This is a genomic window from Cupriavidus sp. GW822-FHT03E04 (assembly GCF_058801495.1).
Window position 1 is genome coordinate 143,928 of record NZ_JBXANI010000009.1, and the last position, 26,126, is coordinate 170,053.

At 63.9% G+C, this 26,126-nt stretch carries 25 protein-coding genes; 16 read left to right on the top strand and 9 right to left on the bottom strand.

Annotation, left to right across the window (positions count from 1 at the left end):
- Positions 1–46: 46 nt before the first annotated feature.
- Positions 47–958, bottom strand: coding sequence for a LysR family transcriptional regulator (locus tag AC1RQC_RS14635; RefSeq protein ID WP_492371918.1), 912 nt, complete (start codon positions 956–958; stop codon positions 47–49).
- Positions 959–1,137: 179 nt separating this feature from the next.
- On the opposite strand from AC1RQC_RS14635, the gene AC1RQC_RS14640 reads away from it, so the two are divergent.
- Positions 1,138–1,914 carry a sulfite exporter TauE/SafE family protein gene (locus AC1RQC_RS14640; protein WP_492811121.1) on the top strand — a complete coding sequence of 259 codons (777 nt, stop codon included), beginning with the start codon at positions 1,138–1,140 and terminating at the stop codon, positions 1,912–1,914.
- 54 nt (positions 1,915–1,968) lie between these two features.
- Here AC1RQC_RS14640 and AC1RQC_RS14645 read toward each other — a convergent pair whose 3' ends face one another.
- The 3 genes from AC1RQC_RS14645 to AC1RQC_RS14655 all read right to left on the bottom strand — a co-directional run bounded on the left by AC1RQC_RS14645 (position 1,969) and on the right by AC1RQC_RS14655 (position 4,891).
- Positions 1,969–3,543 carry a peptide chain release factor 3 gene (locus tag AC1RQC_RS14645; protein ID WP_492371916.1) on the bottom strand — a complete coding sequence of 525 codons (1,575 nt, stop codon included), beginning with the start codon at positions 3,541–3,543 and terminating at the stop codon, positions 1,969–1,971.
- Between the two features lie 136 nt (positions 3,544–3,679).
- On the bottom strand, positions 3,680–4,645 hold the full coding sequence (locus AC1RQC_RS14650; RefSeq protein WP_492811182.1) for a YihY/virulence factor BrkB family protein: 966 nt from the start codon (positions 4,643–4,645) through the stop codon (positions 3,680–3,682).
- 78 nt (positions 4,646–4,723) lie between these two features.
- Entirely contained in the window at positions 4,724–4,891 is a 168-nt protein-coding gene (locus AC1RQC_RS14655; RefSeq protein WP_492371915.1) for a DUF1328 domain-containing protein, read from the bottom strand.
- Positions 4,892–5,157: 266 nt separating this feature from the next.
- On the opposite strand from AC1RQC_RS14655, the gene AC1RQC_RS14660 reads away from it, so the two are divergent.
- The 7 genes from AC1RQC_RS14660 to AC1RQC_RS14690 all read left to right on the top strand — a co-directional run bounded on the left by AC1RQC_RS14660 (position 5,158) and on the right by AC1RQC_RS14690 (position 10,754).
- The gene (locus AC1RQC_RS14660; RefSeq protein ID WP_492371914.1) at positions 5,158–5,343 is read left to right on the top strand and encodes a hypothetical protein; all 186 of its coding nucleotides are present in this window, start codon (positions 5,158–5,160) and stop codon (positions 5,341–5,343) included.
- Positions 5,344–5,823: 480 nt separating this feature from the next.
- A complete protein-coding gene (locus AC1RQC_RS14665) occupies positions 5,824–6,372 on the top strand; it encodes a FapA family amyloid fibril periplasmic chaperone (protein ID WP_492371913.1) in 549 nt (182 codons plus the stop codon).
- Positions 6,369–6,980, top strand: a complete 612-nt coding sequence (locus AC1RQC_RS14670; protein WP_492371912.1) for a FapB/FapC family functional amyloid domain-containing protein — start codon at positions 6,369–6,371, stop codon at positions 6,978–6,980. Before AC1RQC_RS14665 ends, AC1RQC_RS14670 begins: the two co-directional genes overlap by 4 nt.
- An 18-nt stretch (positions 6,981–6,998) precedes the next feature.
- Positions 6,999–7,796, top strand: coding sequence for a FapB/FapC family functional amyloid domain-containing protein (locus tag AC1RQC_RS14675; protein ID WP_492811125.1), 798 nt, complete (start codon positions 6,999–7,001; stop codon positions 7,794–7,796).
- Positions 7,797–7,876: 80 nt separating this feature from the next.
- Positions 7,877–8,569 (top strand): C39 family peptidase, encoded by a 693-nt coding sequence (locus AC1RQC_RS14680; RefSeq protein ID WP_492371910.1) that lies wholly within the window; start codon positions 7,877–7,879, stop codon positions 8,567–8,569.
- 1 nt (position 8,570) lies between these two features.
- A complete protein-coding gene (locus AC1RQC_RS14685) occupies positions 8,571–9,362 on the top strand; it encodes a hypothetical protein (RefSeq protein ID WP_492811127.1) in 792 nt (263 codons plus the stop codon).
- Positions 9,363–9,422: 60 nt separating this feature from the next.
- Positions 9,423–10,754, top strand: coding sequence for a transporter (locus tag AC1RQC_RS14690; RefSeq protein WP_492811129.1), 1,332 nt, complete (start codon positions 9,423–9,425; stop codon positions 10,752–10,754).
- Between the two features lie 58 nt (positions 10,755–10,812).
- Here AC1RQC_RS14690 and AC1RQC_RS14695 read toward each other — a convergent pair whose 3' ends face one another.
- From AC1RQC_RS14695 to AC1RQC_RS14705, 3 genes are all read right to left on the bottom strand, one after another.
- Positions 10,813–12,183: a sigma 54-interacting transcriptional regulator gene (locus AC1RQC_RS14695; protein WP_441632568.1), complete on the bottom strand. Its 1,371-nt coding sequence runs from the start codon at positions 12,181–12,183 to the stop codon at positions 10,813–10,815.
- Positions 12,184–12,308: 125 nt separating this feature from the next.
- A complete protein-coding gene (locus tag AC1RQC_RS14700; protein WP_492371907.1) occupies positions 12,309–12,779 on the bottom strand; it encodes a hypothetical protein in 471 nt (156 codons plus the stop codon).
- 590 nt (positions 12,780–13,369) lie between these two features.
- Positions 13,370–14,722 (bottom strand): NCS2 family permease, encoded by a 1,353-nt coding sequence (locus AC1RQC_RS14705; protein WP_492883797.1) that lies wholly within the window; start codon positions 14,720–14,722, stop codon positions 13,370–13,372.
- A 390-nt stretch (positions 14,723–15,112) separates the two neighbouring features.
- On the opposite strand from AC1RQC_RS14705, the gene AC1RQC_RS14710 reads away from it, so the two are divergent.
- Positions 15,113–15,316 carry a cold-shock protein gene (locus AC1RQC_RS14710; protein WP_006159057.1) on the top strand — a complete coding sequence of 68 codons (204 nt, stop codon included), beginning with the start codon at positions 15,113–15,115 and terminating at the stop codon, positions 15,314–15,316.
- Positions 15,317–17,001: 1,685 nt separating this feature from the next.
- Entirely contained in the window at positions 17,002–18,096 is a 1,095-nt protein-coding gene (locus AC1RQC_RS14715) for a replication protein RepA (protein ID WP_174425750.1), read from the top strand.
- 218 nt (positions 18,097–18,314) lie between these two features.
- Here the strand turns inward: AC1RQC_RS14715 and AC1RQC_RS14720 are convergent, their stop codons facing one another.
- The gene (locus tag AC1RQC_RS14720) at positions 18,315–18,518 is read right to left on the bottom strand and encodes a cold-shock protein (RefSeq protein WP_043352637.1); all 204 of its coding nucleotides are present in this window, start codon (positions 18,516–18,518) and stop codon (positions 18,315–18,317) included.
- Between the two features lie 365 nt (positions 18,519–18,883).
- Between AC1RQC_RS14720 and AC1RQC_RS14725 the strand changes: the two genes are divergently transcribed.
- Positions 18,884–19,543, top strand: coding sequence for an AAA family ATPase (locus AC1RQC_RS14725; RefSeq protein WP_006159055.1), 660 nt, complete (start codon positions 18,884–18,886; stop codon positions 19,541–19,543).
- 2 nt (positions 19,544–19,545) lie between these two features.
- Complete coding sequence (locus AC1RQC_RS14730) at positions 19,546–20,559, top strand: ParB/RepB/Spo0J family partition protein (RefSeq protein ID WP_492811135.1); 1,014 nt, start codon at positions 19,546–19,548, stop codon at positions 20,557–20,559.
- A 55-nt stretch (positions 20,560–20,614) separates the two neighbouring features.
- On the opposite strand, the gene AC1RQC_RS14735 is transcribed toward AC1RQC_RS14730, so the two are convergent.
- Positions 20,615–22,330 carry a phage integrase family protein gene (locus tag AC1RQC_RS14735; protein WP_492883799.1) on the bottom strand — a complete coding sequence of 572 codons (1,716 nt, stop codon included), beginning with the start codon at positions 22,328–22,330 and terminating at the stop codon, positions 20,615–20,617.
- 501 nt (positions 22,331–22,831) lie between these two features.
- Here AC1RQC_RS14735 and AC1RQC_RS14740 point away from each other — a divergent pair.
- The 4 genes from AC1RQC_RS14740 (at position 22,832) to AC1RQC_RS14755 (ending at position 26,104) form a co-directional block, all read left to right on the top strand.
- Positions 22,832–23,692, top strand: coding sequence for a response regulator transcription factor (locus AC1RQC_RS14740; RefSeq protein ID WP_492371903.1), 861 nt, complete (start codon positions 22,832–22,834; stop codon positions 23,690–23,692).
- Between the two features lie 230 nt (positions 23,693–23,922).
- The gene (locus tag AC1RQC_RS14745) at positions 23,923–24,372 is read left to right on the top strand and encodes a DNA-binding response regulator (RefSeq protein WP_492371902.1); all 450 of its coding nucleotides are present in this window, start codon (positions 23,923–23,925) and stop codon (positions 24,370–24,372) included.
- A gap of 99 nt (positions 24,373–24,471) precedes the next feature.
- A complete protein-coding gene (locus AC1RQC_RS14750; RefSeq protein ID WP_492371901.1) occupies positions 24,472–24,783 on the top strand; it encodes a hypothetical protein in 312 nt (103 codons plus the stop codon).
- A gap of 652 nt (positions 24,784–25,435) precedes the next feature.
- Entirely contained in the window at positions 25,436–26,104 is a 669-nt protein-coding gene (locus tag AC1RQC_RS14755; protein WP_492371900.1) for a phosphatase PAP2 family protein, read from the top strand.
- Positions 26,105–26,126 lie beyond the last annotated feature (22 nt).

The window sequence follows — 26,126 nt, forward strand, 5'->3', positions numbered from 1 at the left end:
ACTAAGGCTGCTAAGGCCACTAAGGCCACTAAGGCGACCAAGGCGACTACCGAGGCGACAGCGCCGCGCGCAGGCTCTGCGCCAGCGCCGCGGAGGCTGGCGCGGCGTCGCGGCGCGACAGCAGCAGCACGCGCGTATCACAACGCGTATCACCGCCGGCATCGGCCAGCGGTACGCACCGCACGCCCGGCGGTGCCAGGCGACTGAGCGAAGCCGGCACCAAGGCCACGCCAAACCCTGCCTCCACCAGCGCCAGCTGCGACAGCTTGCGCGAGATCGCCGCCGCCGCGCGCGGATAGAAACCGCGCTCCAGGCAGCACTGCGCCACGCGATGGCTCAGGCCGCCCCGGTCCGGATGCGGCAGCGACACGAAGGGCTCTTCCCGCAACCTCTCCAACGCCACGCTTTCCTCGTGCGCGAGCGGATGCGCGCTACATACCGCCAGCACCAGGCGCTCTTCATAGAGCGAGTCCACCTCGACGCCGGGAAGCCGGCGCAGCAGCGGCTCGCGCGCCAGGCCCAGGTCGGCGCGGCCCTCCTCGATCTCCATCGCCTGCTGTTCGCTGGATGCCTGCGAGATCTCGAAACGGATCCCGGGGTGCTCTGCCTGGTACTCGCGTAGCACCGCCGTGCAGGCCGGCGTCAGCGGCACCGAGCTGGAATGCAGCAGGCGCACCGTGCCTTGCTCGCCGCGCTCGACCTGACGCGCCTGCGCCGAGGCCTCGGTCAGCTCGGCCAGGATGCGGCGTGCCGCCTCCAGGAAAGCGCGGCCGGCCGGCGTGGTCTCTACATGGCGCGGCTTGCGCACCAGCAGCACCACCTGCAGCATGCCCTCCATCTCCTTGATCTGCCGGCTCAGCGCCGACTGCGCGATAAAGAGCCGCTCCGCGGCCAGGCTGAAGCTGCCGGCATCGACAATTTCAACGAAGTAGCGCAACTGCTTGAGGGACGGACTCATTGAATGGGCGGGCTCATGGGACGCACGGGCTGACATCGGCCTGGATCGTGCGCGCAAGTGTGCCATGGCGCGCGCGCCGCGCCCAGCGCGCTGCCATGCCGCTTTGCGATGGATCGCGGGGCGCTTTGATATTGGTCCGCGCACGCGCGCGTGCCTATGCTGTGGGGCACGCAACCCTGATGCCAATGCCCGTGGACCTGACCGCCCTGCTGCCCGATGTTTCCCTGCCTGCCTACCTCGCCATGTGCGTGGCGATCGCCGGCGCCTATGTGATCTTCGGCATGGCGGGCTTCGGCACCGCGCTGGTAGCGGGGCCGCTTCTGGCTTACCTGATGCCAGTGAGCCAGATCGTGCCGCTGCTGGCGCTGATGGACTGCACAGCCGCAGCCTTTGCCCTGCTGCGCGATGGCCGCGCCGCCGACCGCGCAGAGCTTGGGCGGTTGCTGCCCTGCATGCTGGCCGGCAGCCTGGTAGGTGCCGCACTGCTGCTCAAGCTGCAGTCGGACCTGCTGCCGCTGCTGCTTGGGGTGTTCGCCATGGGGTATGCGATCTGGGCGCTTGGCGGCAAGCGACCCACCGGCTTTACGCCACGCGCGGCGCTGCCCTTTGGCCTGGGCGGCGGCGTGTGCTCGGCCATGTTCGGCAGCGGCGGCTTTCTCTATGCGATCTACCTGTCGGGCCGGCTGGGCAAGGACGCCATGCGCATGACGCAGTCCACGCTGATCGGCGTGAGTACGCTGACGCGGCTGGTGCTATTTGCCCTGGCGGGAGTCTATGCGGGTGCGGCCATCATCAAGCTGGCGCTGCTGCTGGCGCCAGCGATGGCGCTGGGCCTGTGGGCCGGGCGCAGGATCACGCTGCGCTTGTCGCGCGAGCAGTTCCTGCGCATGGTCAATGCGGTGGTGCTGTGCTCCGGCGGCGCGCTGGTCCTGCACTACTTGCTGCGCCTGGATTAAACGCGCCGCCCTAATGGGCGGCGCTTGCGCCAGATCGCTCCGGCAGCGCGAAAATCAAACGATTTCGCGCGTCTCCATGAACTGCAGCTTGGGGAAGCGCTCCTGCGTCAGGCGCAGGTTGACCATGCTGGGCGCCAGGTAGACGTGGTCGCCGGCGCCGTCGAGCGCCACATTGTGGCCCGCCTTCTCGATCAGCTTCTCGATCTCCGCGGGGTCGCCCTTGAGCCAGCGCGCGGTGGCGCAGTCGTGCGACTCGAAGATCGCGTCGACACCGTACTCGTGCTCCAGGCGGTGCGCCACCACGTCGAACTGCAGGATGCCGACGGCGCCCAGCACCAGGTCGTTGGAGGCGATCGGGCGGAACATCTGCGTTGCGCCCTCTTCCGCCAGCTGCTGCAGGCCCTTTTGCAACTGCTTGACCTTGAGCGGGTTGTTCAGCCGCGCGCGGCGGAAGAACTCGGGCGCAAACGACGGGATACCGGTGAACTTGAGCGCCTCGCCCTCGCTGAACGCATCGCCCAGCCGGATGGTGCCGTGGTTGGGCACGCCAATGATGTCGCCGGCGTAAGCCTCTTCGGTCGTATTGCGGTCCTGCGACATGAAGGTGATGGCGTTATTGATGGCCATGGTCTTGCCGGTGGACACATGCTGCACCTTCATGCCGCGCTCGAAGCGGCCCGAGCAGACGCGCACGAACGCGATGCGGTCGCGGTGGCGCGGGTCCATGTTGGCCTGGATCTTGAACACGAAGCCAGTGAACCTGGGCTCCTGCGGCTCCACCGCGCGCGACTCGGCATTGCGGCCCTGCGGCGGCGGCGCCAGCTCGCACAAGGCGTCGAGCAGAGATTGCACGCCAAAGTTGTTGACGGCCGAGCCGAAGTACACAGGCGTCTGCTTGCCGCTGAGGAACGCGTCCTTGTCGAAGGCATGCGATGCGCCGCGCACGAGTTCGATCTCGATGCGCAGCTCTTCCGCCTGGGTGCCCAGCACGCGGTCCAGCTCCGGGTTGTCCAGGCCCTGGACCATGGCCGAGGTGCCCTTCTCGCCGTGCGGGTCGAACAGCTGCACGCGGTCGTCGATCAGGTGGTACACACCGCGGAAGGCCTTGCCCATGCCGATCGGCCAGGTCATCGGCGCGCACTGCATCTTCAGCACGTCCTCGATTTCGTCGAGCAGCTCGATGGGCGAGCGGCCTTCGCGGTCGAGCTTGTTGATAAAGGTGATGATGGGCGTATCGCGCAGGCGGCAGACGTTGAGCAGCTTGATGGTCTGCGCTTCCACGCCGTTGACCGAGTCGATCACCATCACCGCGGAGTCCACCGCGGTCAGCGTGCGGTAGGTGTCTTCGGAGAAGTCCTCGTGGCCCGGGGTGTCGAGCAGGTTGATGATGTTCTCTCGGTACGGGAACTGCATCACCGACGAGGTCACCGAGATGCCGCGCTGCTTTTCCAGCTCCATCCAGTCGGAGGTGGCGTGGCGGTCGGCCTTGCGCGCGCGCACTTCGCCCGCGACCTGGATGGCGCCACCGAACCACAGCAGTTTTTCGGTCAGGGTCGTCTTACCCGCGTCAGGGTGCGAAATGATGGCAAAGGTGCGACGACGCGCAATTTCGGATACGAGCGAGCTCACGGCAGTGGATTCGGCAAACAGAAGATGGAAAAGGGGCCCGGGGCGCAGCGGACCGGCGCCAGGGGCCGGCGCGACCATCAGCTTGCGGTCGGGGGCCGGGCACTGCGGGCATGCACGAAGGGAATCGGGCCGTATTTTACCGGTTCGCGGGACCGGCCGCGCGCGGATCGGGCGGCGGGCTGATGCTTTGCCCTTGCAAGCTGCCGAATTGCAGCGCGTATTGGCGGGTCAGCTCGGCACCGAAGAAGAAAATTTGTGCCGAATAGTACACCCATAACATCAGTGCGACCACAGAACCCGCAGCCCCATAGGACGAAGCCACAGCGCTATTGCCCAGGTAAAGGCCGATCAGCCGCTTGCCCACCGAAAACAGCAGGGCGGTGATGATGGCGCCCATGACCACGTCACGCCAGGCGATGCGGGCATTGGGCAGCATCTTGAAGATCACGGCGAACAGCAGGGTCACCACGCCAAATGAAAATGCTGTTGAAAGCACGTCCGCCACCGGCGCAAACCACGATTGCGTCCACATCTGACCCCAAAACCGGTCGACTACCGCCAACGCGGCATTGACGATCAGCGACACCAGCAACATGAAGGCCAGCACCAGCACCAGGCTGAACGAGAGCAAGCGGGCGCGCAGCAATTGCTGCCAGCCGGCGCCCTGTGGCGCCGGTGTCTCCCAGATCTCGTCGAGGCTGCCTTTGAGTTCCGCGAAGGCGCTGGTAGCGCCGACAAACAAGATACCGGTGGCGATGGCCGCGGCCAGCCCGCCACCACCCGAGCGGTGCGTGGCGGCAAGGATTTCCTGGATGGCAGCCGCGCCCTGGGCACCGACGAGGCCGTCGATCTGAGCGAAGATCTCGCCCCGTGCCGCTTCCGCGCCAAAAAAGATGCCGGCAATCGAGATCACCAGCACCAGCACTGGCGCCAGCGAGAAGAGCATATAGAAGGACAGCGCCGCGCCCTTGCTGGCGGCTCGGTGCGCCAGCCATGCGCTGACCGCGGCCAGCACCACCCTGGCCGTGCGCGTAGCGGTATGGCGATCGGGCAGCCAATGGCCGATGCCGCGAGCGCGTTGCTTGGGCGGCGTGCGGTCCAGGGACTGGTCGGGGGAATCGGCTGGATTCAAGCGTGGATCCCGTTGTGGCTGGGCGACTAAAGGGTCCGGCGACCTGCCCTAGCCCCGGTCTTTGCTCAGGCCCCAAATCAACGACACCGCGCACAGCACGAGGAAGATGATGAAGAGGATCTTGGCGAACTCCGCCGCCGCGGCGGAGATGCCGCCGAAGCCAAACACGGCCGCGATCAAGGCGATGACGAAGAAAACCACGGCGTAGCGCAACATGATGGGACTCCAATGAAGCCTTCTCCCGTTTTGTTATCCGTTCCAAGGTTCATGATACAGCCCATCCCGCGCTTTTCCCAAGCCGCCCGGGCGCGGCTCGCGCCCCGGGTTCCGGCCCTGTCCGGGCGGTGACCGGCTAGACTGAAGACGGCTACGCGCCGTCTCGCTGCGGGTGACCGGCGCCACCGGGGCGGTTGGCCGCAAGCACCAGCCGTCCAGGTACCGTCCTCCCGCACACAACCTTTCGACAACCAGAAGGAGGCACCATGAACCGGAAATCCCTCCGCCGCCTTGGCACCGCCGTCTTCCTGGCGCTCGGCCTGCTCGCCGCCGCCGGCTGCGAACGCAGCCAGCCGGGACCCAAGCCCATCTCCGGTGCACTGGCCGAGCAAGCCTCCGGCACCGCGCAGGCACCCCTCGCTCCATCAGCCTTGCCCGTGCTGCCGGCCTGAGCGCCAACAGCTTCGCAACGGCGCGCCCAGGCCAATGCCGCCGACCCAGGCATCACGCTCCTGCAAGCCCGGAGCGTACCCGTTTCTGCGTACAGAGCCGCGCGCCGGGCGACGCGCGTAAAGCGGCGCAGACGAGACGCAAACGGCCTGGGCCGCCCGCCTTGCCGCCGATACCAAAGACGGGGCGGCACACTTGCCGGCCCCTGCCCTGTTTCAGCGATGCAACCAGCACCGGCCTGCCCTTGCGAGCGCTCATGGCGCGTCATCGTGCCTGACTGAGCATGGCCGCGCGCCCAATCGGCGATCGCTTTCATCCAGCGCCATCGGCAATGCCGCGTTACAGCGCTGCAACCAAAATGTTCTTCCTCTATCAGGGAACTTCCGCGCGCTCTTGCGCACCACCCGCAAACCGTTGACAGCGCTCAATTGCAGGGTATTGGCACGCTTGTCGCTCTGTTCGCCACAGGGAGACATAAAAAAATGACGCGACGAGTCCTACAACGCGGGAGTGAGTTCAGCCATGCGTCAGCCGCCAGCGCGAATGACGGCACGGAGGCGTTCGTATCGACTGGCGCGGCCTGCGCCATCGGTCTTGCAGCTTTTGTCGCCGCCCTTGCTTCCTTCCCCGCGATTGCAGACCCAGGCGATATCGTCGTTCTGCGCAGCGTCGAGCCGCGTATTGCCTATCGCGGCATACCGCAGGGGGACATGCCGATAGCCGCCGCTGTCGAGCCGTTTCCGTCCGCACGTTTCCAGCAGTCCACCGCCGCCATCGCCAGCGACCTGACCGACAGCGATCTCGCTGCCGCGGTAGGCCGCAGCGCGGCCGGCGCCGCCGTGTCCGGTGCCAGCCAGTCCGCCACCGGGCGGCTGGCCCTGGCGCCCAGCCAGATCGAGGGCCTGGCTAGTGGCAGTGGCGCTGGGAGCGTTTCGGGCGGCATCGCCGGCCAGGTCGCGCAGGCTACCGGCAACATGACTGGCGCCTTGATGCACGGACTGGCGCCGCTCGCGGTGGGAGGCCGGCCATGACATGCGTCCACACCACACGCGGCAATCACGCTGCCTGGCTTGCCGGCCTGATGCTTGCCTGCCTGCCGCTCCACGCGCAGGTCCAGGGTGCGGCCACCGACAGCACCCGCATCGATGCCGGCGCGCTCACCGGCGTTGCCGGTCGCGCCGCCGTGAACCTGGCCGCTGGCAGCGGCAACGCGCAAAGCAACCAGGCCGCCATCGCGAGTGGCAGCGCGGACGTGCAATCGCTGCAGCGTGCCGGCGCCACCGCGCCCGCGACAGGCGCCGTCAGCCAGATCGGCGGCGGTGCCTTCGCCAATGGCAGCGGGCTGCTTTCGGCAAACGTGGCCAGCGGCAACGGCAACGTGCAAATCAATGCGGCAGTGCTGGCGCCGGCCGCCAGCGTAAAGATCGAAGCCATCTCCGACGGCTTGCTAGCCGCGGAATCGGCCGGAGGAAGTCGCCCGGGTTCAGCGGGCCACGCAACGGGTCCGCGCGAGGCAGTCATCCAGCCAGATGCCTACCGCAACGCAACGGGCCTGGTGCAGCTGAACCAGACGGCAGGATCGGGGAATGTCTCGTCCAACGTTTTTGTGCTCCGTCCCCCGGCGGGCACTTTTTTCTAAGCAGGGAAGGAGAAAATCATGAGAACGAAAATCCTCGCCATCGCAGCGGGCATTGCGCTTTCAACCAGCGCATTCGCGGGCGGCTTCAGTTACTTCGACCGGCCGGACGACGCTGATATCTACAGCCAGACAGCGATCAGCAACGACATCTATGTCCGTGGCTTCGGCTTTGCCTGGGGAGATATCCACTTCCGGTCCGAATCGGGCGCGGTGGTCAACAGCCAGCAAAGCGCGCGTGACAATAGCGTGCGTATCGGCCCGTCCACCAACAGTGCATTCGGCGGCGGCAACGCGCTGGTCAATGCGCAAGGCAACATCGGCGTGAACATATCCGCGGGCGCGGGCAACGGCCAGTCCAACCAGGCCGCGCTGGCCAGCATCGATGCGTCGGATGTCTTCGCCTCGGCGCAGGTGTTCTCCAGCCAGAAGACCGGGGATAACGGCATGCACATGGTCGGCGCCGCAAACAGCGCCAGCATGGGCGATAACATGCTGGCCGGTGCCAAGGGCAACGTCGGCGTGAACATCGCGGCAGGCGCCGGCAACCTGCAGAGCAACGCGCTGGCGGCCTCGGTCAACATGGGCAGCGGCCGCGACGGCAGGCAGCCCGTCGGCGCGCTGGCCAAGGCAACCGCTTCCAATGACCAGACCACCTACGGCAATGACCTGTCGATGTGCGGCTGCAGGCCGAACAATGCCGCCACGCTCAACGGGGGCGCCCTGGCCAATGCGGTCGGCAACATCGGCGTGAACATCGCCGTCGGGGCCGGCAACGCACAGAGCAACGGGCTCGCCATTTCCACGGCGACCCACTGAGCATTGCGGCAACAGCACGAACGCGGCAGGAGAGCCGGGACCCGGGGGTCGCCGGCTCAACCCGCCCAAGGGGGAGTGTCATGCGCGCGCTATTCCGCGTGACCGGGGCATGCATGCTGCTGGCAGCGGCATTCAGTGCCAATGGTCAGAGCACGATGACGATCGACATCGACGGACAGCCGATGCTCAGGAAGCCCGTCAAGAGCATGCTCGAGATGCGCTACCAGAACATGATGCGCCAGCAGCTTGACTTCAGTTGCGGCGCGGCCGCGGTCGGCACGCTGTTGCGCTACGGCTACGGCTATGACCTGGCGGAGCCCAGGATCGTCGAGGACATGTTGCGCATCTCCGACGCCGACACCGTGGTCAAGAACGGCTTCTCCATGCTCGACATGCGCAATTACGTCGAAACGCTGGGCTTGCGCGGGCGAGGGTTCCGCGTGGACTACAGCGCCCTGCGGCAACTCAAGATCCCGGTCATCACCTTGCTCGACGTCAACGGCTACCTGCATTTCGTGGTGGTGCGCAAGGCCATCGACGGGCGCGTGTTCGTAGCCGATCCGGCGCTGGGCAACCGCATCATCAAGGAGGAGGATTTCGCGGCGAACTGGAACGGGCTGGTGTTCGCCATCGTCGGCCGGCCGTTCGATCCGAACTCGCCCCTGCTCGATATCGCCGCGCCCGCCTTGCGCGACCGGACCAACGCCGCGCTGGCCGGGGGCATGGTGCCCGCGGCGCTTGACTTTGGCCTGATACGGATGGACTACTTCTGACATGGACACCGCACAGCGCCTCCTCTGCCTGAGCTGCACCGCCAGCATGGCGCTGGTCACGCCAACGCTTGCGCTAGCATCCACCGCGGCTGACGATGCCAGCGACGTGATGGCCTCGCCAGCAATGGCGGAGCTCGTCTCCGACGCGGAGATGGCCGGCGTGCGCGGCAAGTACCTGGGCGCGAGCCTGGTCAGCGGCTTTGTGGTGGAGATGGTTTCACGCTGGCAGAACGATACGGCGATCGCCACCGCAACCGCCCGCGTCGCCGCCGCCAACCTCGCCGCCAACAGTGCGGTGGCGCAGGCCACGGCGAGCCTGTCGGCTCGCGTCCAGAGCCTTGCCCCGGGCAATGTGCAAGGCAATGGCGGCACTGCCAGCTCCGCGGTGCAGGTGGCGGGCGTGGGCCAGGTCGCGCAGATCGCCGGCGATGGCAATTCGGCCAGCAACGTCAGCACCATCACGACCCAGACCACACCCATCGCGGCGGCGCCCACGGCAAGCGTGGCAAGCAGCAACCCGGCAGCACAAGTGGCTCACGGCAACGGCATCACCGCCAGCGCCACGGTCGCGCCAGGCGGCGGCGTGTCGCTGGCCATCCAGTCGGCCGCGGGCAGCGCCACGCAGAATGCGCAAGGCGGCAGCCTGATGCAGGCGGCACGCATCACGGGCGATGCGCAGCAAGTGCTCAACCTCACCAACATTACGCTGCAGGTGCAGCAACTGACGATCCGGCAACTGACGCAATCCAGCATGCGGGACGCACTAGCGGCGATCGCCACGATGCGACGATAATCCAGCATACGCAGGGCTGGCGCACCCGCTTCGCGCCCATTCAGATTTCCGGGGGGAAAGATGAAGACCGAACTCGCTCTGATGGGTACCCTGGCGGGTACGCTGATCTCGGCCGGCGCGTGGGCGCAGGTCAGCGTCCAGCCCAGCGCCGACGAGCGGATCGAACGGCTGACAAAACTGGTCGAGCAACAAGACAAGACCATCAAGGCTCTCGAACAGCGCCTGAACGACCTGGAAATGGTCGGGGCGCGCGGGCGGGGGGTAGTAGCAGGAACGGGGAGCAGTGCCAACGGGAACGCCGGTGGCGGAATGACCGCCGCCGGCGTTCCCTCCTTGGCACAAAGCGCAAGCCCTGCCGCGGGCGGCACGGCCACCGCAGCGCCCGCCGGCGACACGCCGGTGGTGGGCTCGGACGCGCGCGAGACACAACAACAGGCGCGCGTGCAGAGCAAAGACCTGGTCTACCAGAGCGAGCATGCGCCACTGTTCGAGCGGCGCCTGACCATCGACAGCGGCTTCATCTACAGCTACTACGACCGGCGCGCGCTGTCGCTGTCCGGCTTCCTGGCGCTGGACGCCATCTTCCTCGGCACCATCAACCTCAACCAGACCAAGTCGCACACGCTCACGTACGACACCATCGCACGCTACGGCCTGTCCGACCGCCTGTCGATGGACTTCGATCTGCCGGTGATGTACCGCAACACCAACTTCATCTCCGGCGGTGCGGGCGGCTCCGCTTCGAGCCTGTCCGATGCCACGCTGAGCACGACGGCGCCGGGCGATATCAGCATGGGCCTGTACTACCAGTTCCTGCGCGAAAGCGGCGCCGCGCCCGATGTGGTCGGCAGCATCCGCGTGCGCGCGCCCACCGGGCGCTCGCCGTTCGGCATCAAGCTGGTGTCGGCGAATGCCAATAACAACAACCTGAATATCGCCGACCAGTTGCCCACGGGCAATGGCGTATGGGCCGTGACGGCCGGGTTGTCGCTGCTCAAGACCTATGACCCAGTGGTGTTGTTCGTCAATGCCAGCTACACCTACAACATCAAGCGCTCGGTGAGCGATATCTCCTCGGTGCAGGGACAAGTCACGCCGGCCGATGTGAAACTGGGCGACACCATTGGGTTCGGCGGCGGCCTCGCGCTCGCGCTCAACGACCGCACGTCGATGTCGATGGCCTTCAATGCTGCCATCTCATCGAGCACGCAAGTCACCACCGCGGGTGTCACGCAGACTGTGATCGGCAGCCGGGCCAACGTAGCCACCATGACATTCGGCTTCAATCACGTGATCACCAAAGGCTTGTCTGTGAGCACCGCGATCGGCCTCGGACTCACCCCGGATGCGCCGAACTACACGGTGACGCTGCGTTTTCCCTATACGTTCTGAGCGCCCCAAGGCCGGACAAGAAAAGCGGGCCGCAGCCCGCCTGTCCTTCGCTGGCCGGCTATTCGCCGGCGCCGGGATGCGCTTCAATCCGGATATTGTGCTTGTGCATCAGCCGGTACAAGGTGACACGCGAGACGTTGAGCTCGCGCGCGGCGGGTACCACGTGAAAGCCGTGGCTCGCCATCACGGTACGGATCGCCTCGCGTTCCGCCTCCTCGCGGATCGCGTCCAGGGTCTTGCGTGGCGAGTCGCTGCCGCCGTGCAATTGCAGGTCCTCCGCGGTGATCTTGCGGTTATCGGTCATCACGATCGCGCGCCGTACCCGGTTGATCAGCTCACGTACATTGCCCGGCCACTCGTATTGCATCATGGCCTGCGTGGAACATGGCGAGAATCCGCGAATGCGCCGATGGGCCTCGTGGCCATGCTCGGCAAGCACCGAGTTGGCCAGCAGCAGGATGTCCTCGCCGCGCTCGCGCAACGGCGGGATCGACAGGGTCAGAACGCATAGCCGGTGGAACAGGTCGGCACGGAAGCGTCCGTCGGATTGCGCCGCCACCAGGTCCACGTGCGTCGCCGAGATGATGCGCAGATCCAGCGGAATCGACTGGTGCCCGCCGAGCCGGGTGATGGTGCCTTGCTGCAAGAAGCGCAACAGGGCGACCTGGCTTTCCAGCGGCAGGTCGCCGATTTCATCGAGAAACAACGTACCACCCTGCGCCTGCTCGATCCAGCCGATCTTGCGCTGGTTGGCCCCGGTGAACGCCCCCTTTTCATAGCCGAACAGCTCGGATTGCACCAGGTGCGGGGGAATGGCGCCGCAGTTGATCGCCACGAACGGGCCTTTGCGCCGGCTCGAGGCTTCATGGATGGCTTGCGCCGCCAGCTCCTTGCCGGTGCCGGACTCGCCGGAGATAAAGACGGGCGCCTCGTTGTGCGCGACCTTGGCGAGCGAGCGGAACATGCTACGCATCACCGCGCACTCGCCGATCATGGGGCCGTGGCCGACCAGTTCGTGGCTGCGCGCGCCATGCAGGCAGGCCATGCCGTGGGCATGTTTAAGCGTGTAGAGCAGTTCGCTGAACGAAAACGGCGTGCGCACATAGTCCACGCAGTAGTCGCGTATCAGCCGCCTCACGCGCTCGTCCTCCAGCATGCGCGACGACGTGATCGCCACCCACATCACGTGCAGGTACTGCAAGCTCTGCTCGAGCTGCATCAGCTCGGCATCGCTGTATTCGGTCTCGAGATCGAGCACGCCAGCCATTGGCGCGCTGCCCCGCACCACCCGGCTAAGGTCCCGGATCTGCTGGATGTGGCGAATCTCCCAGCCGGAGCCGAACTGGGCCGGATCAAATCCATAGGGTTCGTGGCGAGATACGACCAACACCTGTGCGGTGCGTGTCGCCGCCTTGCACAGTCGGTCCATAACGTTCTCCCTGACATTGAGCATCTTGACTATTCCGGCTTGCACCGCGGTCCCGCTCTCGTGCGGGCGCTGTGTGCGGTCAAGCTGAGTCGGTTGGGGGGATTCCCCCACGCGCAACGTCGGCATTACGGCTTGGACAGACTGCGGGACTGCTCGCCAAGAATGGCGGTGTGGTCGCTGCCGGCATGGAGCTGGTCGCGAATACGCCGGCGCACCTGGTCTTTTTCGCGCATCAACTCAGTGCGTGGCGCTTCGGGCGATTGCCCCGAATACCGGTAATAGAGCGCCTTGTAGGTCAACTGGCTGAGAATCCATTCCTGCAGCAGCGCGCGCTGGCGGGACAGCTCGCCATCCATCGATCGCTGCCGCTGCAGCAACTGTTCGATCGCGGCACGCACGTAGGCCGGCAACGCCTGGTCCTGGCTCAGGAACGCTTCGACGGTAGTGGCGGCAGGGTCGCCGCGCTCGCTGACGCGGCTTCGGCGCGGTGGCTCGGCTGCGGCTTCTCCCAAAGCCGCCCAGGCACGGTGAATGGAAAGACTGGCGGACTCGCTGATGGGCCCCATGGCGGGTCGCCGGATTTCTCCTGCAGTCATGATTGATCCCCGTTGAACAACACCCCCGGCACTACACGTTCGCGATTACCACTTTTGTTTAGTCTTATTGTTTGCTCTTGTCGGGCGGGCGTGTCTCCGCGCGCTCCTTTCGTGGTGGCGAAGCCATCTTGGCGATGGTCTGCTCATTCAGTCCCTGCCCTCTTACTTGAGGTGGACTTGTTGTTGTCGCTATTGCAGGCCTGAAGGCGCTGAGCCAGCTGGCGCGGCCCCGGAGTGCCGGAGTCAAGAAGGGGCGCCCTGAAGCGCCCCGCAATCTGCCACGCCTCTAGTTCAGTGCATTTAGGCCAGTTTGTCCAGCCCTCAGTATGGGTACTCAGCCGAATATCATCCTTTAGTATGAGCATCTTGGTACACACATTCTGCCACACGAGGTAATTGGTCACTTACATTCCGCGCAGAAATGGGTACGCGAGTCTTATCCCGCGGTGTGCGCCGGCTACGCAGAAACAGGTACGCCGCCGTCCGGAGGGAAGGACAGGAGGGCCACGCCTGGACGCGCAGAAACGGGTACGCTTTTCTCGTCACCCGGCAGACGCTCGCCAATGCGGTCCCTCAAGCGGGCGCCAGGCTCAATGCCCCGGCAGGTAATAGAACTTGAAGATGAAGACCGCCGCGATAATCCAGACCATGAGCGGGACGCTCCTGGCACGTCCGGTCAGGAGCTTGAGCCCTGCATAAGTGATGAAGCCGAAGGCCACGCCGTTGGCCACCGAATAGGTGAAAGGCATGCCAAGCGCGGTCAGCACGGCCGGCACCACCTCGGTCGCATCGCTCCAGTCCAGTTCCACCAGTTCGCGCAGCATCAAGCAGGACACGTAAAGCAGGGCCGGCGCCGTGGCATAGCCCGGGACGGTCCCCGCGAGCGGCGAAATGAACAGGCATGCGAGAAAAAGCACGCCCACGGTGACGGCAGTCAACCCGGTACGCCCGCCTGCCTGCACGCCGGAGGCGCTCTCGATGTAAGCGGTGGTGGAGGAAGTGCCCAGGAACGAGCCCGCCATGATCGCCGTGCTGTCGGCCATCAGCGCTTTGTTCAGCCGGTCCATCTTGCCCGCCTTGAGCAGCCCGGCGCGGTTGGCCACGCCCATGAGAGTGCCGGTGGCATCGAACAGCTCGACCAGAAAGAACACCAGCACAACGTTGATGATGCCGATCGACAGTGCTGCTGAGATATCCAGCTTGAACAGGGTCGGCGCTATCGAGGGCGGGGCGGAAAACACGCCATGGAAGGTGTTATCGCCCACTGCGAAGCTAAGGAGGGTGGTCACCAGGATGCCGATCAGGATGGCGCCTTTGACCTTGAGGTGGTCGAGCGCGACGATCACGAAGAAGCCGACGATCGCCAGGATGGCAGGGGTCCGGTGCAGGTCGCCAATGGTGACAAGGGTAGCGGGGCTTGCGGTGACGATGCCGGCGTTCTTGAGCGCGACGATGGCAAGGAAGAGCCCGATGCCCGCGGTAATCGCCACCCGGATCGAGTGCGGGATGCCATTGACGATCATCTCGCGCACGCGGAACAAGGTGACGAGCAGGAACAGGCAGCCGGAGATAAAGACGGCGCCCAGCGCGGCCTCCCAGGGAAATCCCATGCCCTTGACGACCGTGTAGGCAAAGTAGGCGTTCAGTCCCATGCCCGGCGCCATCGCGATCGGGTAGTTGGCATACAGGCCCATGATGAACGTGCCGATCGCGGCCGCCACGCAAGTAGCGACGAATACGGCGTCCTTCGGCATGCCGGCATCGCCCAGGATGCTGGGGTTGACGAAGATGATGTACGCCATGGTCAGGAACGTGGTCAGCCCCGCCAGGAGCTCGGTACGCACGTCGGTCTGGTGCTCGCTGAGCTTGAACCAGCGTTCCGCCAGCGAAGTGCCGGCGGCGGCGGGTGGCGCGGGTTGGCTGATGGGTTCCTGTGTCGGCATGGGGTTTCCTGTTATCGTGGTCGCGGCCGTGTTTCTGGCATGCACATGCGGCTGGGGTTGCGTGCCGTGCACACAGGCCCTGCCGAGCGTACTGTCGGGCAATTTCCGCCTCGATGCAGCACTAGCGGCGAATAGGAATCATCTGAAAAACGTGATGACCCGACGATGGCTCGCAGTGGATCCAGGCAGACATCCAGAATGACCCTACCTTGACGCTGACGCTAATCCGCCGTATAAACCCCGCTAGATTCAAGCGACGAGGCAACAGCACATTCGTTAGCCACCGTCATGGTACTTCCGTTGTCCATGGTGTCCTTTCCTTGAGTTGCTTTGCTCGGATATGCGTGAGCTATCCGTTTCTTTTAAATTTTTCCCAGGAAAAGCAATACCATGCAAACCGGTATCGTTAAATGGTTCAACGACGCCAAGGGCTTCGGTTTCATCAAGCCGGACGCTGGCGGTGACGATCTCTTCGCGCACTTCTCTGAAATCCGCTCCGACGGTTTCAAGTCGCTGCAGGAAAACCAACGCGTGTCGTTCGAAGTCAAGAACGGCCCGAAGGGCCTGCAAGCTGCGAACATCACGCCGCTGTAAGCAGTAGACTGGCACCCCACTAGGGGTGCGCCCAGTCAGGAAAACCCCGCCTCTCGAGGCGGGGTTTTTTTTGTCCGGCAATCCTCCTGGCCTCGCGCGGATCCTGCATCGCAGCGGAATCGCCGCAGGGACGGCGCCGCTGATCCCACCTGGCAACGTCGTCTCCCCCCCAAAAAGCACGCAGAAACGGGTACGCCCCGCTCTCTGTGACCATTTCGATTCCAGAAAGCCTCCGAATCCCCGCGCAGAAATGGGTACGCACCCTCCAGGAACCGTGATTTCTTTAACCCGTAGTCGCCTCTCCTGACGTCAGGCAGCAGCCAGGCACGCAGAAACGGGTACGCATGGCGTGAAATTCCACCGCGCGTCGGCATTCGGGCGCTGTGAGCACCTCCGCGGGCCTCTCGCAAGGGGCTGAGTGACGCAATATCACAACGCAGAATCGGGTACGCCAAGTTTTTTTTCTTCTCATCGCCCCAGTAGCTCAAACACCTGAAATCGCGCAGAAACGGGTACGCGCGATGGCCGGAATCGCGTTTTCCGGTATTCAGCCGGCCCCTTCACGCGGCCCCTCGACCGCATTCCACGTCTCCTCCCCTCCTAAAGTCCTCGCCCCGCAAGGACTTTGCCCTTTTCCCGCAGAAATGGGTACGCATAGCGCCATTTTCGGCCCTGCCACGGCCGCAGAAACGGGTACGCACACCTGACCGGTGCTCGCCGCAGATTCTCGCGCCGGCGCCAGCCCGATCAGAGGCTTACGCAGAAACGGGTACGTCTGCAAAAGTCCTTTTATTTATTTGCTCTTTTTGAGTGCAAGCACTCGCTTTCGATATAAGTCTTGTGTATAATAGAAAGAAGAGAATTTTCTGCACCAGATAACTAGTTCTAAGGCCGCAGAAACGGGTACGCGAGGCGGAAAACGAGGTCGCAACGAGCACGCAGAAACGGGTACGTTTTTGGCTCCGCGCGGATCTGAATGCGGGTTCGCAGAATTGGGTACGCCGCAGAAACGGGTACGCTGCGGGTCGGCGAACCCCCGAAAGCCGGTTTTCAAATGCCGCAGCGCAGAATTGGGTACGCAAATGGAACGGAAGGGGCCTTCGCCACGCAGAATTGGGTACGCAAGGCAGCAGGAAGGGCTTTGGTAAACCTGGGGGGGCGTACCAATTTCTGCGGGGATAACTACTCCGGAATGCCGGTTTACGCGGTATACGTGATGAAAGGCGCTCGGCGCGCGCAGAAACGGGTACGCTTTTGGTGTCCCCAGCTGTGGAAAAGCCTGTGGGAACAGGGAGTTATCCACGCAGAAACCGGTTCGGGCTTTGCGCTGAAACGGGTTCGGTATACCGCAGAATCTGGTACAGCACTTCGCAGAATCGAGTACGGTTTCACGCAGAATCGGGTTCGCAGAGGGTGATTTTCCTCATGCGAATCAAGGGCCTGGGTCTCCCGTATACGGTTTACAAGTAGTTAACCCATACTCTTAACGTTTACCGGTAGCTGATGGCTGGCCTCCCGTGGACAACCCTTCGGGATTGCCCACCGTAGCCCACCATGCAATCAGCCATGAGACCCAGCACACCCAAAACACGCGGCATTGCAGGAAATTCGTCTACCGAACCCGTTTCTGCGTGACAAGGCGGATTGCTTCGCGTAAAAAGTCGTGTATTCCGAAGCACGCCAATATGCCCATCAAACGCAACCAGACCATCCTTGGGTCCCGCGGTCCAGCCGATATGGACAGTGAGCCCTCCCGCATCATCGTTCCCGGCGACGAGAACAGTCTGGTTCCGTCCGAGAAATTCCAGCGCCTGTTCGACGAAGCCCAGGCCATGGAGCGGGAAGATGCCTGGCAAAGTGGCGAAGTCGGCTTTTTGAGCCGGGCCAGTGTGCAGGTCACCTTGCCTTACCGGGCGCCAAAGGGTGCACCACCCGTCTGGACGCGGACCAGCGGAAATATTTCGTTGATGATCCAGCCCGGGTATTTCACCCAGCAGCGTTCAGAAAAGGCCAGCAACGGTCGCCAGAAACTGGTGTCCGAAACGGTTTCGCTCGGCTATCCCTATGGCTCCTATCCGCGCCTGATGCTTGCCTGGATCGGCAAGGAGATCATGGCAAAGAAAAAGCGCGGCGAGTTTACCGGGACGGTCGAGGACCGCCGCATTTCATTGGGCAATTCGCTGTCCGAGTTCATGTACAACCTGGGCATTCCAATGGCCACAGGTGGCAAGCGCGGCACCATGACGCTGGTGCGGCAGCAGATGATCCGCCTGTTCTCCGCCACCATTGCCATCGTTCAGAACAAGTCCACGCCGAGCCAGAATCAGAACCAGAGCCATGAGCCGCTTTCGATCGATCGCGTCGGCTATCTGCTGGCAGACCAGCTGTCGACCTGGTGGGATCCCATGCAGCCGGGGCAGGGCTCGATGTTCGAGAGCTTTGTGGTGCTGTCCGAGCCATTTTTCAATGAGCTGGTTAACCGGCCGGTTCCGGTCGACATGCGCGCGCTGAAGGCACTCAAGCAGTCGCCGTTCGCGCTGGACGTATACTCTTGGCTGACCTACCGTTTCTTCACGATCCAGCGGCGTACCGAGATTCCGTGGGAGGCCTTGCAGATGCAGTTCGGCACCGAAACCGAAAGTGAGCGGAAATTCCGTGCGCTGTTCCGCAAAGCGCTCAAGGATGTGCTGGTTGTCTATCCTGGCGCCAAGGTGGATGCGGATTCGTCCAAGGCCCTGATCCTGCAACCTTCCCGTACGAGCGTTCGCAAGCTCGCCTGAGCCTGGGCGCATGCATTGCCGAACCCGCCTGCTGAATGAGCTGGCGGGTTTTTCGTTGGGCCTCCTGGAAATGGCGCGAAGGGGCCTGGATGCAGAGCAGACGTTGTCGCATCGCAAAAGACACAAAAGGCAAGCGTGAAACGCTTGCCTTTTGCTTTACCTACCACGTCAGGCCCTAGAGCCCGACGTAGTCTGCGATTTCGGCGTGATTCGTGAGATCAGGCCGGCTTGATGGCGGAAGCCTGCAAGCCCTTCGGGCCCTGCTTTACTTCAAACGTGACGCGCTGACCATCCTTGAGCGTCTTGAAGCCCGAACCCTGGATTTCGGAGAAGTGCGCGAACAGATCCGCACCGCCGTCGTCCGGGGTAATGAAGCCAAAGCCTTTGGTCTCATTGAACCATTTGACCGTACCGGTTGTCATGTGAATTTCCTTTCGAAGCAAGTTCTTGTACACAACGCAAACAACGCTAACAACCGTTCAAGCACGCTAAGTTCTCGTAGTTACCGAACGGACGCCGACGAGGTGACACGACTTGACTCGACTGTTGCGGGCATCATAACCAGTTTGTCTAGTTGTGTCATGTGCGCCGAAAGACGCACTATCGCTACTTTAGGCGTATTCCGTGTCGCATTTCAAGTGGAAATCTTTCGTTTCCATAACGCGAAATATTCTCTCTAATATTATATTTAAAATATAAATTCAAAAAACAGTTGAGCCAGCACGTCACTTTGACTAAAGTTGCGGCTAGCGATAATCGCGCTTTCAGCGCTGAAAGAGAGGTCGTAGTGCCAGCTAAAATCATCACGGTCTTCAACCAAAAGGGCGGGTGCGGAAAGACCACGGTCAGCATGCATCTCGCAGGTACGCTCGGATTGCGCGGCGCGCGGTCGATGCTTGTCGATATGGACGAGCAGGGCACGGCAACGCGCTGGGCCGCGCAAGCAAGCGACGAGCGGCCTTTTCCTGCGTCCGTGATTGGCCTGGCGCCGTCCGGTGGCGCAATGCACCGCGAAGTCAGGAAATTCATCCAGGACTACGATTACATCGTGGTCGATTGCCCTCCAGCAGTACATTCGGCTGCACCGTCGAGCGCCCTGCTGATTTCCGATCTGGCAATCATCCCGGTCGTTCCATCGCCTCCCGACCTTTGGGCTGCGGTGGCCGCCAAGACCCTGGCCCAACATGCTCAGGTCCAGAATGAAACGCTGCGTATCCGCGTCATGGCAAACATGGTGCAACGGCGTGTTTCCATTGCGCGCCAGGCGATTGAGATTTTGGGGGACGATCTGGAAATCCCGCTGATGCAATCGATGATCGGTTCGCGCTCGCCGTTTCGCGAATGCCAGGCGATTGGATGCACCGTGCACGGCGTGGCCGGCGCACGCGAGTCCGTGCAGGAAGTCGACATGATGGTCGACGAAGTATTGTCTTTGATTGAGCACTAGGTATGGCAACAAAATTGAAAAGCCTCAAGGCAGGCATGTTGGCGGGAATGGCGGCAGAAAAAACACGAGGGGACGCGATCGATCGCTTTGCCCGCGCCGAAGCGGCAATTTCACAGCACCCCAACGGATTGCTCCAGGTGCGCGCCCGAGAGCCGAGCCCCATTTTCAGCGCTGAAAGTGAGTCCGAGGAGGAAGGCGGCCGAATCCTGTTGAAGGTGCCGCTGGCGCAGCTCCACGACAATCCGTTCAATGCCCGCCGCATCTACGACCCTGTAGTGGTGCAGGAACGCGCGGCTTCGATTGCCACCCACGGCCAGAAAACACCGGGCCTGGCTACGCCAGATCCGGCCCGGCCGGGGCACTACATCCTGATCGATGGCCACTACCGCAAGCGGGCGTTGGCCTCCGCGGGCAAGCTCGAGATGGAATGCTTCATCGAGAGCAACCTGAATGACCTGGATTTCTACCGGCTGTCGTTCCTGCTCAATGAGCAACGGTCCGACCAGTCGGCGCTGGACAACGCGATTGCCTGGCGGCAACTGCTGGACGAAGGCAAGGTCCAGAAAGAGGAAGACATCTGCGAACTGACAGGCATGTCAGCTGGCACGGTTAACAAGACACTGGCGCTGCTGAGGCTGCCCGAATCGGTCCTGGGCGTCATGCGTGAGCGTCCCAGCGCAATCGGGATTGCAACCGGCTATGAGCTGACGCTCTATTGCAAGATCGTTGGAGAGGACCGCACACGGGACCTGGCCACGCGCATCATGGCAGAGGGCTTGTCCAGCCGTGAGGTCGAGGCGATTCGCAAGCACGCGCAAGAAGGCAAGGCACGCAAGATCAAGGAGATCAGCCGCCAGTACAAGATCCGCAGCGACGCCGGGCAGTTGCTGGGCACGATCAAGGAGTGGGATTCCGGGCGCGTGGTGCTGGACGTGCAAGTGAGCGACCGAGGCGCACGCGAAGCGCTGGTCGAGACCCTCAAGGCGCGCTTCGGCCTGGAAAAGACCGCTAGCTGACAGCTTGCATAGCCATAGTTGAGAGGGGAGGGCAGCGATCACCCACCCCACCCGGTCACTCCAGGGCCGGAACGACATGAACATGATCCACGGTGCTGGCCCCGGAAGCCTCAGGGGCCATGACTCCCGCCCCGCCCGCCTCAATACGTTTCACCCGGGTTCTTCGCCCCGCAAGGTCGCGCGGCGAGCGGGCCGCAAACTCGGCATCCTCGGCCTGTCGATACCGTTCGATCACCTGGCTCAGCAAGGCATGCAATCCCCTGACTGAGTAGCCTGCACCCGGCGACCTCTCCGCCTTGCGCCTGGCACGGCCGGTGGGCGGAAGCCGGGGAGGGCCGACGAGCACGATCGGCTGGCCAGCCTGTCTGCTCCAATCCAGCCCGCGGTCGTGCCAGTGACGCTCCAGTGAGCTGCGAGCAGCTTGGCTAAGACCCTCCCCCTCGCGGGGCCCATCCCCGGCAGGGGCCGTACCAACTTCTTCATGCGTACCAACTTCTTCGTGCTCGCCAAGCTTGTCGCGCGTGAACGTCGCCAGGCTAGCAAATCCGATGGGCTGCTCCTGCAACAAGCGAACTGCTGCTTCGGCGGCGCGATAGCGAATGCCTTCGGGATCCCGGCCCTGGGCCGCTAGCCAGGCAAGGAATCTGGCCAGCGATTCGGGCTCGAGGGTGGTCCCGGCGCCCACGGGCACAGCCATGCGCAGCGCCATCCTCTTCGATTGGCTCTCGGGCTGCCAGACGTGCTCCGCCACATGTCCCTGGTCTTGCAGCCATTCAAACAGCGCGCCCAGGATGCGCGAAGCATGGAGCACGCTGCTCTCCGACAGCGGACCGGTGAACGGGCGCCATGCCGCCGACTCCCTTGGCGCACGCGGCCCGACCCACAATCGCACGGGAGCAGGATGGCGAAGGAACGCCAAATAGTCCTGGCGATCCTGCCGATCCAGCATGGCCAGCGGCTTGCATCGCTCCATCGCCGTCCAGAGCAAAAGTCGTTCGGCCTCCTTGCGGTAGGCCAGCCAGGTACTTTGCTGCGCCTGATTCGCTGCGAGCCAAGCCCGAACGGCGACGAGATCGCTTTTATAAGAGACTCTTAGATCACTATCAGGCGAAATCGCTGTCGCCGTACCCGATTCTTCTTCGCGCATCAGCTCAAATGGCACCAATTGGCGCAAGCGCGGGCCAAGCGTGGTTTCGGCCAGGCGGCCCCGCGCGAAAACGTGGTCCCGCAGCAAAGGTTCGCCCCGCTCATCCCGGACGACATCACGATGATCGGCCAGCCACCGGTTGATTGCCGCTCCGGCAAGGGCGCCGATGCGGGGCACCGAACGCCACCACGCATTGCCATGGCGGTTGGCAAGATCCACCAAAATATGCAGATTAGATATCTTCTGTGCCCGCAAGCGCCTTGCAAGGGCGGGGGAAAACCAGAGCTCGATGCCATGATCAGCGCGGGGCTGGGCAGTACCAAGCCGTTCCAGCTCGGCCAGCGCTTCGACCCGGCGGTCCATGCCCCGGTTGGAGCGCCCGGGGCCACCTTCCAGCAGTTCAGCCAGATCCTGCCGGCTATGCAGGTGCGCCAACTGCACCATGCGGTCGCGCAGCCCGAGCAACAGCCGCAAGGCGGATTCGCCACCGGCGTCATCGTCGTCGTTGTCGTCAACGAGGTAGCGCCCGGCTACCATGGCGGCCGGCATGCCTTGCACATAGGCCCGCACAGCGGCAAATTCGCTGCGGGTAAGACTCAGGCTAGGGGCTTTACCGGGTTGCATGACAACGTTCGATTTGGTCGCTAAGATCTTGATTCATAAGGCACTTAATCAATCGCTAAATGCATCCGGGTGTAAATGCATAGTGGAATTCAATGCCGATAATTATACCGGCAAAGCCCCCCTGCTTTCGCCGGTCAGCCGCCTGTGGCGGGCCGATCCGGCTGCGCAGTCCAACGCCGTTGGTCATGCACTACACGCTTCGCCGGGTGTAACCCTGACTTGCATTCACCCCCGCCAGTGCATATCCTGAGACCCAGAGTTAGATTTCTTTAACTCTGAGTTAAGAAACATCTACAGCGTAAAAAAAGCGCAAACGGGGCGATTCGATAGCGACTCCACGGGATGGTCAGTCGGGCAGCGGGACCTTGACGGGTACGCAGCCACGGCCTGGAGGCGAAACGGATCGTATGGAAATGCAACCGCAGCATAGTGGGGCATTTCCGTTAGCATGTGCGGGTTGTCGCGGGGCTCGCCATGCCGTAACAAAAAAAGAGAGCGGCCATGGCCACAATCCTCTTGATCGAGCCTCATCCCCTCCTGCGCCTGGGTCTGCGCCATCTGTTGACCCAGGCCGGCCTCCACGGCGACCTCGTCGATATCGATCCCGGTGCCCTGCCATATCCAGCCGAGTGGCTCTGCCATGCCGACCTGATGATCTACGGATTGTCGGCGGACCCGGTGTTGAGCTGGCAAGAACTGGATCAGTCTTGCCAGACACTGATGCCGAAGCGGGTCCTGGTGCTGTCCGAGCAGATTTTGTCGCCGCAGAACGGTACCCCCATGCCCGACAGCGTGCGCGGCCTGTTGTCCAAGGCCTGCAGCGCCGACATGCTGGATGCGGCGATCCGCCTTGTCCTTGCCGACGGCGAGTGCTTTCCCGCCCGGGCCCAGGCGGCGCACGCCGATGCGAGCCCTGTGCCGTGGCCCTCGGTCCCGGCCAGGCCGTCGCTGGCCACGCTGCATATGCACGCCGGACCGACCCAGGTCGATGGCGAACGTGAGGCAGCCGCCCACCCGGCACAGCACCTGCCGGGCGCCGATGCCCCAGAGCCGGAAACGCCTTCGGCCGGATCGCACCTGCTTAATATCACCGAGCGCCAGTACGAGGTGCTGGCGCTGCTGGCGCGCGGCTATCCGATCAAGACCGTCAGCCGCCTGCTGAACATCTCGGTGGCTACCGCCAAGACGCATGCATGCACCCTTTACCAGCGCCTGCACGTGCGCAACAAGGGCGAGGCGGTCTACGTAGCGCTGCAGCGTGGCGCGAAGCTGAGTTGGCCGGGCCCGGCAACCGCTGCCGTGCCGATTCGCGGCGCGGGGCTGTCGCCGGTCGAGCTGGCCGGTGTCTGCCAGGCGGCCTGATCGTTAGTCCCTCCGAGCGCGCGCAGTGGCGCCCGGCGGCCCAAAGCACCAGTGACTCCAGCCTCTGCAACACGCCGCCTCATCCGAATGCACGAGGCGGCGTAGTGCTCTACTTGCTACCCTGATCAACAAACAAGTGGCTCTCGCGGGAAGCCGGTCCTGGCACTCGCTGGCTTAGCGCACCCCGCGCAACCAACGCAACCAACGCAACCCGCTGTCGCCCACAGCCGATGACAACGCTCCTGCTTGCCCACAACATGATGCTGCGACGAGGTGTGCTGCGGCACCTCCGCGAGCTTGCCGCGCTCGCCCCCGTGCTATCGCAGACCCCCGAATGGCTGCTGGAGGCGACCCCAGCCGAATTACCTCCGGGTCCCATCGAGTTCGCGCTGCTTGACTGCAGCGGCACCGATACCGATCCGTTCCGTCTGCTCGATGCACTGCACTCCCGTCTGGCGCCCCGGCGCTGGCTGGTCATGAGCGAGACCCCCGACCCCGAGTTCGCGCGCTACGCCGCTGGCCTCGGCGCTGGCGGCTGCCTGCCGGTGCCCGCCTCGCCCGAGCAAACGCGGGCCGCGGTGGCGCTGGTGCGTGCCGGGGGCCAGTGTTTTCCGCGCAGGGCCTTTGCCATGCCACCGCCCTCCCCCATCGGTTCAGGTGGGTCTACGGCAAGGGGATGATGCGCGCGCCAATGCGGCTACCTATGCTGATAGTGCGCGGATAACGAAGCCGGGACGCTCAATGTCAAGCCGGCCGCCGCGCGCTGCACAGGGGGTCATATGGAAAACGGGCTGGATATCCTGGTCGTGCGCGGCTTTGCCGTGCCGGAGGGCCGGGGCAAGTGGGCGTGCTGCTACGAAATCAGGCTGACTACCGGGCGCGACGAGCCGCTGCTGTACCGCGGAGAGTTGCATGGCAGGCGCTACGCCTGCGAGGCTGCTGCGATCGCGGCAGCTACCTTTGCCGGTGAGCAGGAAGCACGCAGGCAGGTGGCATCCGTGCGGGCCGGACTGCTCGCTCGCCACGAGTACTGCGTGGTGGTGGCGAGCGAACCGGCGCTGGAGCGCGTGCATGAGCCGGCGGCCGGCTAGGCCGCGGCCGCTAAGCCAGGGCATCCCGGCAGCAGTGCGGGATGCCACCGGCTGCTCATCCGCGGCAAGACAACGAGAGTAAGGCAAGAGGGGGCGACGACGAGCGCGTGTTCGGGGGACCGGAGATTTTCCGGTGCGCATGCCGGTAGGGATGCGCGCACGCGTGTTTCGGTCGCAGCACATGCTGCGCCGGATCTTGATGGCCACGGTCGAGCCGGCTGGCAGAGGCGGCAAACCGTGGCCTGTTTCTTTTCCTGCCTGAGATGGCTGCCCGCAAAATTGCCGAAATCCAAAGGCGCCGCACAAAAAAAAAGAGTCCGCCGACCGGGGGACCATGCGGACTCTAAAGTGGCCAGCTCGATTCCGCTCGGCGGGCCACTCTCCGACGATAGCCAAACACCCGCGGTAGCTGTATCGACCAGAAGATGCATCTGCCACATGGCTGAAGGGCAGGCCCCCCAGTTCCCAGGGAAACCCGCCAGCCCAGTGCGTGCTTCGCATTGCCGCATGGCCCGCGGGTGGCACCGTGGCCGCCTCATGCTTCTGGTTGGGTTGAGGCCAGCCCGAAAGCCCGCGCAGCGGGCAAGCCTGCGGAGAAGCTGTTGCGCAACTGTGTTACTTTGCTCGCGTGCTCGACCCTCCAACAGCCATCATGATTCCCTGGCACCTCATCTCCCGCTTCGGCGAAACCTCCCTGCTGCTGCCCTGCGCCGTGTTGATCGCCGCATGGCTGTTCCATGCCGGCGCCGTTGCCAGCGCACGCCGCTGGGTGCTGAGCTTCGGTGTGACCGCAGCAGTGGTGCTGGCCTCCAAGCTGGCCTTCATGGGCTGGGGCATTGGCTGCGCGGCGCTCAACTTCACGGGGTTTTCCGGGCATAGCATGATGTCGGCGTCGGTATTGCCGGTGCTGTTCTACCTGATCGTGTCGGCGCGGCATCCTCGTCTTGCAGTTGGCGCCGGCGGGATCGGCCTGTTGCTGGCGTTGCTGGTGGGCGTCTCGCGGCTGAAGCTGCAGGCGCATTCAGGCTCGGAAGTGCTGAGCGGGCTTGCGCTCGGATTTGCCGTCAGCCTGAGCTTCATCTTCTGGGGCCGGCGGCCGGCCCGCTCGGCACCGGCCCTGGCAGGCGTGCTGGTGGTCGTCCTGATGCTGGGCGTGCCGGCGGTTGGTGTCGCCGCGCCCACGCATCACTGGCTCGAAATCCTTGCCGCCCGGCTGGCCGGGCGTGACAAGCCGTTCCAGCGCGGGCAATGGCGCGAATGGGCTGGCCAGCGCGAGGGATCCGCGGTGCTGGCTTGCCTGTCCCCCGCCACGCCGCGCTGAGGCGGGAGGCCCCGCCCGCCAG

Bases quoted from the DNA above. Each gene is read 5' to 3' on its own strand.
- AC1RQC_RS14690 (WP_492811129.1), top strand. From the start codon at position 9,423: ATGAAGACCGAACTCGCTCTGATGGGTACCCTGGCGGGTACGCTGATC.
- AC1RQC_RS14640 (WP_492811121.1), top strand. From the start codon at position 1,138: ATGCCAATGCCCGTGGACCTGACCGCCCTGCTGCCCGATGTTTCCCTG.
- AC1RQC_RS14655 (WP_492371915.1), bottom strand. From the start codon at position 4,891: ATGTTGCGCTACGCCGTGGTTTTCTTCGTCATCGCCTTGATCGCGGCC.
- AC1RQC_RS14715 (WP_174425750.1), top strand. From the start codon at position 17,002: ATGCCCATCAAACGCAACCAGACCATCCTTGGGTCCCGCGGTCCAGCC.
- AC1RQC_RS14735 (WP_492883799.1), bottom strand. From the start codon at position 22,330: ATGCAACCCGGTAAAGCCCCTAGCCTGAGTCTTACCCGCAGCGAATTT.
- AC1RQC_RS14705 (WP_492883797.1), bottom strand. From the start codon at position 14,722: ATGCCGACACAGGAACCCATCAGCCAACCCGCGCCACCCGCCGCCGCC.
- AC1RQC_RS14710 (WP_006159057.1), top strand. From the start codon at position 15,113: ATGCAAACCGGTATCGTTAAATGGTTCAACGACGCCAAGGGCTTCGGT.
- AC1RQC_RS14700 (WP_492371907.1), bottom strand. From the start codon at position 12,779: ATGACTGCAGGAGAAATCCGGCGACCCGCCATGGGGCCCATCAGCGAG.
- AC1RQC_RS14660 (WP_492371914.1), top strand. From the start codon at position 5,158: ATGAACCGGAAATCCCTCCGCCGCCTTGGCACCGCCGTCTTCCTGGCG.
- AC1RQC_RS14750 (WP_492371901.1), top strand. From the start codon at position 24,472: ATGGAAAACGGGCTGGATATCCTGGTCGTGCGCGGCTTTGCCGTGCCG.
- AC1RQC_RS14720 (WP_043352637.1), bottom strand. From the start codon at position 18,518: ATGACAACCGGTACGGTCAAATGGTTCAATGAGACCAAAGGCTTTGGC.
- AC1RQC_RS14685 (WP_492811127.1), top strand. From the start codon at position 8,571: ATGGACACCGCACAGCGCCTCCTCTGCCTGAGCTGCACCGCCAGCATG.
- AC1RQC_RS14670 (WP_492371912.1), top strand. From the start codon at position 6,369: ATGACATGCGTCCACACCACACGCGGCAATCACGCTGCCTGGCTTGCC.
- AC1RQC_RS14695 (WP_441632568.1), bottom strand. From the start codon at position 12,183: ATGGACCGACTGTGCAAGGCGGCGACACGCACCGCACAGGTGTTGGTC.
- AC1RQC_RS14680 (WP_492371910.1), top strand. From the start codon at position 7,877: ATGCGCGCGCTATTCCGCGTGACCGGGGCATGCATGCTGCTGGCAGCG.
- AC1RQC_RS14740 (WP_492371903.1), top strand. From the start codon at position 22,832: ATGGCCACAATCCTCTTGATCGAGCCTCATCCCCTCCTGCGCCTGGGT.
- AC1RQC_RS14745 (WP_492371902.1), top strand. From the start codon at position 23,923: ATGACAACGCTCCTGCTTGCCCACAACATGATGCTGCGACGAGGTGTG.
- AC1RQC_RS14730 (WP_492811135.1), top strand. From the start codon at position 19,546: ATGGCAACAAAATTGAAAAGCCTCAAGGCAGGCATGTTGGCGGGAATG.
- AC1RQC_RS14665 (WP_492371913.1), top strand. From the start codon at position 5,824: ATGACGCGACGAGTCCTACAACGCGGGAGTGAGTTCAGCCATGCGTCA.
- AC1RQC_RS14675 (WP_492811125.1), top strand. From the start codon at position 6,999: ATGAGAACGAAAATCCTCGCCATCGCAGCGGGCATTGCGCTTTCAACC.
- AC1RQC_RS14755 (WP_492371900.1), top strand. From the start codon at position 25,436: ATGATTCCCTGGCACCTCATCTCCCGCTTCGGCGAAACCTCCCTGCTG.
- AC1RQC_RS14635 (WP_492371918.1), bottom strand. From the start codon at position 958: ATGAGTCCGTCCCTCAAGCAGTTGCGCTACTTCGTTGAAATTGTCGAT.